Here is a 7,270-nt window from a genome sequence, read left to right as displayed (position 1 = left end):
TGCATCTGTTTTTCTTTCAGCTCCAAATTCTTCAGCTTGCTCTACCATTCTCGCTATAAGACTTGGTCCAGTGGCTTCTCTAACTGATCCAGGATAGTTAGCTACTTCATTTGTAGTCACAATCTGTCCACCTGTCTTACCCTTTTCTAAGATAAGGGTTTTCATTTTAGCACGGGCAGAATATAATCCCGCTGCAAGACCACCTGGTCCACATCCAATTATTATAATGTCATATACATTTTCCACTTTAAAACCTCCCTATTATTTAATTAATATTTTTAATAATTTTTAATTAAGGATCATAATTATACAATTTGCTCAATTAATAGAACTGATTCATACTTTGAATGGCTCCATCTATTAAGTTGAAATCAATAAGTTTAAAATCGTCTAAAATTTCTTCAGTCCATTTTGGAGTTTTTTTACCATCAATAAATTTTTTAGCTACATTAATACTTTCCTCTATTATTTCTAAGGATTCAATGTCCAAGCTTCCTTCATCTATGCTTATTACAACGGACTTATAGGGTGTTTCATTGGGCTTTACACTACCGGATAAAGGATGGGTCAAAAGCTGGTGTCCTTTATGTACCTTATCCCTAACAAATGTTAGTACATCTAGATAGCTAAAATCATCTAGATATACTATATCCATTTTGCCATTATATTTATCATTGACTAAAACATTATTGGTTATTATTGTTTTTTTCAAATTTCTCACCCCAAAAGTAATTTACACTCTTATTTGAGAAAATTACATAATAATCACTTTGAAGAATTACATAATCCATGGATATGCCTCTTCAGATTCTAAAAACATACATAATAGATAATTTCTACAGAAGATAATTATGCAATTTACTCATTTAATTATATTTTTTCATTTTATACCCACTAATGTATATATTTAATATAAATCAATTCTAACTATCGCATCGATAAAAAAATAACAAATTTACTGCGGTTAATATTATTTTTAACATCCACAAGAAAATTATAAAAATTTTTAATAAGTTATGGTGATTCTAATATCATAAGCTATAGACTATAATCTTCAATACTATACACACAAAAAAGGAGCAATGGCAAATAAACATATGCCAACTGCTCCTCTGTCTTATACCTGAGAGATTCTTTCAGAGATGAAATTGCTCCTTCGGTGCTAAAAATAGCTTTCCAGAGTACTGTCTAGGTACGGTCCTTTTGCCTGAGAATTTAGCTGTAATGGGCATCATTACAATTTATACCTTCGGCGGCCATTAAAATGACTCTCTTCCGAACCCTTCATCCAGTAAAATATATTAATTTTTAGAATGCTTTAAGATTTTTCATTACTTTTTCTTATAATCATTATATAACATTGATAAAAGATTTACAATAACATTATTAATCAAATTTATATTTTTTATTTTTGCTTAAATTATTCTGAAATAAAATAAATTGCTAACACACCAGCTCCAGTATGGGTTCCAATTGTACAGCCAACATCTGTTACCACAATCTCTGATGGCTTAATCTCCTGTTCTATTAGCTCCTTGAGCTTCGATAGTCCCTTGGGGTTTGAAGCGTGGCCTAAACCTATCTGCATACCACTTTTCAAACCTTTTTGTTTGCAAAGCTCTATTAGACCCTTATGTAATTTTTTGTTTCCCCTGACTTTATCAATGGGCTCAACCTTGCCGTCGACAATAGCCAAAATTGGTTTTACATTCAACAAAGTTCCTAAAGCCATTTTCCCGGTACTAAGTCTACCATTTTTATGTAAATATTTTAAAGTGTCCACAGAAAAAATCTGTTGGGCACCCTCTATCATCTTTTCTATTCTATGGAGAATTTCATCTAAGGGTTTAGATTCCAAAGCCATTTTTGCTGCTTCAACAACAATCATACCACATCCATAGGCAAGGGATCTTGAATCGAAAACATATATATTATCCTTCCCCACCTCTTCCTTGGCAATCAATGCAGATTGGTGGGTTCCGCTCACACCACCGGATCCATTAATGATAATTATATTATCATAGCCTTCATCAAAGGCATCTTCAATTGCATTTTTAAAAGCTATCGGTGTTACTTGGGATGTTTGAGGAATTTCATCATATTCTTCTAATTTTTTATAAAACTCATCGGGCGTCAAATCAATTCCATCCCTATATTCTTCTTTAAACCTAATAGTTAAAGGCAAAACTGATATATTAAACTTATCAGCAATAGTTTTAGGAATATCAGACAAGCTATCGGCAATCAATTTAGTTTTAATCATAATCTCACTCCCAAATATTTTGTTATTTTACAAAGGCGATGGCTATACATCCTGGTCCAGCATGGGTCCCTACTACTGCCCCTACCTTGGTTTCAATAATTTCATTGATATCTATACTAGAAATTAATTCTTTACGCAAATCCATTAAAAAATCGTAGCTATTTGAATGAAATAGTCCAACGGTTTTTTCTTCTAAGTAATAATTATTCTTATCAATCCAATTTATTACCCACTTTATGGCCTTTTTTTTACCCCTAACCTTATTATCATATATCAATTCTCCGTCTTTCATAGTTAAAATTGGTTTTATATTTAATAGTTTTCCAATCAAAGCTTGGCTAGGAGTAAGTCTCCCACCTTTTTTTAAATATTCTATCTCCTCAATGATAAACTTACACTGCATATTTTTTTTCATATAATTTACTCTATCAATAATTTCTGATTTAGAATATCCTTTTAATGCCATCCTAGCGGCTTCTATAACTATAAGGCCCTGGGGAAACGTTACATATTCCGAATCAATAATTGTAATATTTTCCTTATCTAAATAATCTTTAGCAACTACGGCTGAATTATAGGTTCCACTAAGTCTAGCCGACATTAAAATAGCAATAACTTCATTACCTTCCTTTGTGAAAGCTTCAAATACATTAATAAATTCTCCAGGAGTTATTTGAGAAGTAGTAGGCAGTTTCTGAGCCTTAGAAAGCTTAGCATAAAACTGATCCTTTGTAATTTCTATTCCGTCCCTATATGATCCATCTTCAAAATTTACGGTTAAAGGCATTACTTCAATCCCTAATTCCGCAACAAGCTTATCTGGGACATCGGCAACACTATCTGTCAATATCTTTATTCCCATTTTATCACCTTTCAACAACTATTATAGCACGTAATTTTTCTTGCAAAAATATTACAACTTATTGTTAAATTACACAAGAATAAACCAGTTGATTTATTGAGATCAAACTAAAAATGGCAAAGAATCCTTTGTCTTAGATTCTTTGCCAATATCAACAATAGCTATTTTCTATTGTAATCCATAACTGCCAAAGCTATATTTGATGCATGGTCAGCAATTCTTTCAAGATTACTTATAATATCTAAGAATATTACTCCCGATCCAGGGATACATTGTTGTTTATTTAATCTTCCAATATGATTTGCACGAAGATTTTTTTCCATTAAATCTATTTCGCCTTCCCTTTCTATAACTCTTTGAGCTGCTTGTATATCCCCTGACTTTAAGGCAGTCAATGCTTCTTTATATGATTTAACTACTCGTTCATGCATAGTTCTTAGTTCTTCTAATGCTTTATCAGAGAAGTTCAATTTATTCTCTATTCTATACATAGCAAGCTCTGCTAAATTATCGGCATGGTCTCCAACTCTTTCTATATCATTGATAGTATTAAATAATCCTTCAATCATTTCCCTTTGTTTAGAAGAGACCTCAGTATTGGATACCTTTAATAGATAGCTTGCGATTTCCCTCTCCATTTCATTAACAATCTTTTCAACTTTAAAGGTTTCTCCAGCATGTTTTTCACTTTTTTCAAAGAATGCCTTTATAGAGCTATTATAGGATTCTAAGGCAACATTTCCCATATGCAATACTTCTTTAATAACTTGACCAATTGCAATTGATGGAGTTTCTAATATCCTATCATCAATATATTTAATACCTTGAATTTCCTTTTCTTCATCTGGATCATAGGGTATAACTCTATTAACCACATATACCAGTAATGAAGCAAAAGGAAGCAATAGTAGGGTGTTTGCAATATTAAACAATGTATGGGCATTAGCCAATTGTCTTTCAGGTGCAACGGATAATTTAGTAACCGCCCATAAAGTAGGCTTAGCCAAGAATATAACAAATAGCACAGTACCTATTACATTAAATAATAAATGGGCTAAAGCTGCTCTCTTAGCAGTTTTATTCGCTCCAACACTGGAAATCATTGCAGTAACACATGTCCCAATATTGGTACCTAACAATACTGGAAAAGCTGAAGATATAGGTAATAAGCCTTTACTAGCTAACGCAATAAGCAAACTGGTAGTGGCACTACTACTTTGCAAGATAGCCGTTATACCAAATCCAGCAAAAATCGCCAAAGTCTTATCAAATATATTATCATTTCCAAAGCTGCGAAGAAGATTTGTAAAGCCTTCATATCCCTTCAATGGTTCTACAGCATTTTTCATCATATCCATACCTAAAAATAATATACCAAAACCTATAATAATTTCAGAAAAAGTCTTTACCTTTCTATTGGAAGAAAATATCCAAATTCCAACACCTATTCCTACGGCAACGGGAGCAATTTTAGTTAATTTAAATGAAACCAATTGTGCCGTAATAGTTGTCCCTATATTGGCCCCCATAATAACTCCTACTGCTTGAGTAAGCTTCATAACACCTGCATTAACAAAACCTACAACCATTACTGTTGTAGCACTACTACTTTGTACAACCATTGTTACAAGGGCTCCAACAATTACAGCCATAATACGATTACTAGTCAATATTTCAATAAATCTTTTCAGTTTATCCCCAGCAGATTTTTCTAGTCCCGCAGCCATAACATTCATTCCATATAGGAATAATCCTAATCCCCCAATAAGACCAAAAGCTACTTCCACGTGTCGACCTCCTTTTTCTACATTTTTATACATATATTAAAAACACATTATATATGATACAATATTCGACACAGGGTTTTGTTAAATCTATGTTAAATGTAAAATTAAAGTTGATTTTTTGTTGATTTTATAGAGAGTTCCAAGTACATGTTAAAGCATATTTAGAAATTCAAGCTGTCGTAAAGCTTCGTACACTACTATAGAAACGGAATTAGAAAGATTTAAAGATCTTGCCTTTGGATTATTGATCATAGGAATTTTAATAGAAGTCTCCTTAAACTTTTCATGAATTTCTTTAGGAAGCCCAGCAGTTTCCCTGCCAAATATTATAAAGGATTCATCCACATATTTTACATCAGAATAATTCTTCCTTGCCTTTGTAGTGGAAATATAAAAGTTTCCTTCTGGATATTTTGAGAAAAGCTCTTCTATGTTCTCATAAATACTGATATCTAATAGATTCCAATAATCTAATCCAGCTCTTTTTAAATGCTTATTGTCTATGGAAAATCCTAATGGTTTTATTAGATGTAATCTACTCCCCGTTATAGCACATGTTCTAGCTATATTCCCTGTATTTTGAGGTATTTCTGGTTGATAAAGTACTAGGTTTATTGCCATATAAATTACTCCTTTATAAATATATTAAGCTCAATTACAGATTCATCCGCTATTAGGGGTACACTTATCACTTCCATCTGGTTGGATGAAACAGATAAATTATTCCCGATCATTAGGGTCGGAGGAGTAATATCAACTTTTATCCCACTATTAAATAGTAGTGTAGCTGAATTGCCTAGGATCATATTGCCAAGCTCAGATAATGCACTTTTACTAATATCATCTAGCATAGTAATTTCCATTCCGCCCATCATTTTTGATACCACATTTAATGCCATAGCCTCATCTAAACTCAGAATAGCTTGTCCCTTAATATCACCCGTTATCCCAATTAAAATGATAATATCATTAGCATCAAATGGAGACGATTTAAGAGTTGGTTTTCCTACTTGAAAATTCATATGAGTCATTTGTGTTAAAATTTCTTTACTAGCTTGTATAAATGGATTTATGTATTCAGCCTTCAACTATATCCCTCCAATAAATATTATTCATTCTTTTAAGTGAAAATGACCAAGCTTATCTAGTGTTATAATAAAATTTAGTCATGATCCTTTATTATATCTTCTTTACGCCTTACATCTTTTGTTTTCAATCATTCAAAGTTCTTATCCATCTTGAGTAGATCATAAGATATTATATCATAAAATCTCAGAAATGATGTGAATTTCAATTAAACTAATATATTAATACCCTAATTAAAAGAATTTAACAACCTTAATATAAAATTAATATAGGAATTTAGGTAGATATTTTAATTTATTGACTACCATGAATATCCTTTATTGATACTTCATCTATAGCTATTTCTTTATTATAAGCTGACAAGCTAAAATGTTTTTCTGCCTCTTCTAAACTTATTCCTCTAAGCTCCATATTCTCTGGTCTAGCTTCTCCAATACCAGCCTTATATGCCATGTATAAATAATAAACGGCTTGTGGTAAGAAACCAAGAAATCTAGCCGCGATGGTATCTACAGCAACGGGGTCTGTACCAGCAAGGATTAATCCTTGACTATCTACGGATATGCCTGAAGAAGGACCTGTACCTATCATAGCTTTATCAGCACTGACAATAGTTATATCTATAGGTATTTTTTTTGCCATTGATACTATAAAACCATGTAAATCCTCGTGTATTCCCAGTTTTTTCTTAGGAAACCCATGTATTTCTGCGGGTGGCCATCCAAGTGCTATGTTTTTAATTCCTGCACTCATAGCAGCCTCTTCATGATGTTTTAGCTGGGTAAAAGAAATGAGTACATCCATATTGTCGATCAAGCTATTTATTTGAGTTTCATGTATATATTGGTGATTTAATACCAAGCTTGAATAGGGCCCAAAGTTTAAATCGATAAATTCAACCTTTTCTTTATTAATTATGCTGTCATACCCTACTGATTTCATAACTGTAGGTGTTGGATCACCTCCAGAACCAGTAGCAATAACAATTTTTGCCGGTTTAAAGCCCTTAATATACCTGATAAGTCTTTGTAAAGTATTTGGTCCTACCACTGTCCCCGTATTTGGAGGCTTATCCTTTACCCAATTAGGCGTTATTACCACCATATCTCCAGCCTTTATAATTTCTTCCATGGGAAGTAGGTTTAAAGCCTTGGTTAATGAATCTTCTTCATTTTCATCCTTCATTATAGCCACAATTGGTGTTTTTATCCTTCTGTACATCTTCACACTATCACCACCTAAAATTTCTTATGATAATAGTATTTATTATTG

The 7,270-nt window shown here is 32.4% G+C and carries 8 protein-coding genes and 1 riboswitch; all 8 genes read right to left on the bottom strand.

What is annotated here, in order from left to right; genetic code table 11:
- Positions 1-246 (bottom strand): FAD-dependent oxidoreductase (locus N4A68_01600; protein ID MCT4563014.1); only part of this gene is annotated, 246 nt, incomplete at its 3' end.
- Positions 247-322: 76 nt separating this feature from the next.
- A complete protein-coding gene (locus N4A68_01595; protein MCT4563013.1) occupies positions 323-712 on the bottom strand; it encodes a GrdX family protein in 390 nt (129 codons plus the stop codon).
- A 473-nt stretch (positions 713-1,185) separates the two neighbouring features.
- Positions 1,186-1,288, bottom strand: a riboswitch (glycine riboswitch).
- 132 nt (positions 1,289-1,420) lie between these two features.
- Positions 1,421-2,263, bottom strand: coding sequence for a DegV family protein (locus N4A68_01590; protein MCT4563012.1), 843 nt, complete (start codon positions 2,261-2,263; stop codon positions 1,421-1,423).
- Positions 2,264-2,285: 22 nt separating this feature from the next.
- Entirely contained in the window at positions 2,286-3,125 is an 840-nt protein-coding gene (locus N4A68_01585) for a DegV family protein (protein MCT4563011.1), read from the bottom strand.
- Between the two features lie 161 nt (positions 3,126-3,286).
- The gene (locus N4A68_01580) at positions 3,287-4,945 is read right to left on the bottom strand and encodes a Na/Pi cotransporter family protein (GenBank protein ID MCT4563010.1); all 1,659 of its coding nucleotides are present in this window, start codon (positions 4,943-4,945) and stop codon (positions 3,287-3,289) included.
- A 117-nt stretch (positions 4,946-5,062) separates the two neighbouring features.
- Positions 5,063-5,533, bottom strand: coding sequence for a tRNA (uridine(34)/cytosine(34)/5-carboxymethylaminomethyluridine(34)-2'-O)-methyltransferase TrmL (gene trmL / locus N4A68_01575; protein MCT4563009.1), 471 nt, complete (start codon positions 5,531-5,533; stop codon positions 5,063-5,065).
- Between the two features lie 5 nt (positions 5,534-5,538).
- Positions 5,539-6,000: a chemotaxis protein CheX gene (locus N4A68_01570; GenBank protein ID MCT4563008.1), complete on the bottom strand. Its 462-nt coding sequence runs from the start codon at positions 5,998-6,000 to the stop codon at positions 5,539-5,541.
- 292 nt (positions 6,001-6,292) lie between these two features.
- Positions 6,293-7,219, bottom strand: coding sequence for a DUF362 domain-containing protein (locus N4A68_01565; protein MCT4563007.1), 927 nt, complete (start codon positions 7,217-7,219; stop codon positions 6,293-6,295).
- Between the last annotated feature and the right edge of the window lie 51 nt (positions 7,220-7,270).

The organism is Maledivibacter sp. (genome assembly GCA_025210375.1).
Taxonomy (GTDB): Bacteria; Bacillota; Clostridia; order Peptostreptococcales; family Caminicellaceae; genus JAOASB01.
The sequence above is the reverse complement of the archived record's forward strand: the minus strand, read 5'-3'. Positions and strand labels throughout refer to the sequence as shown.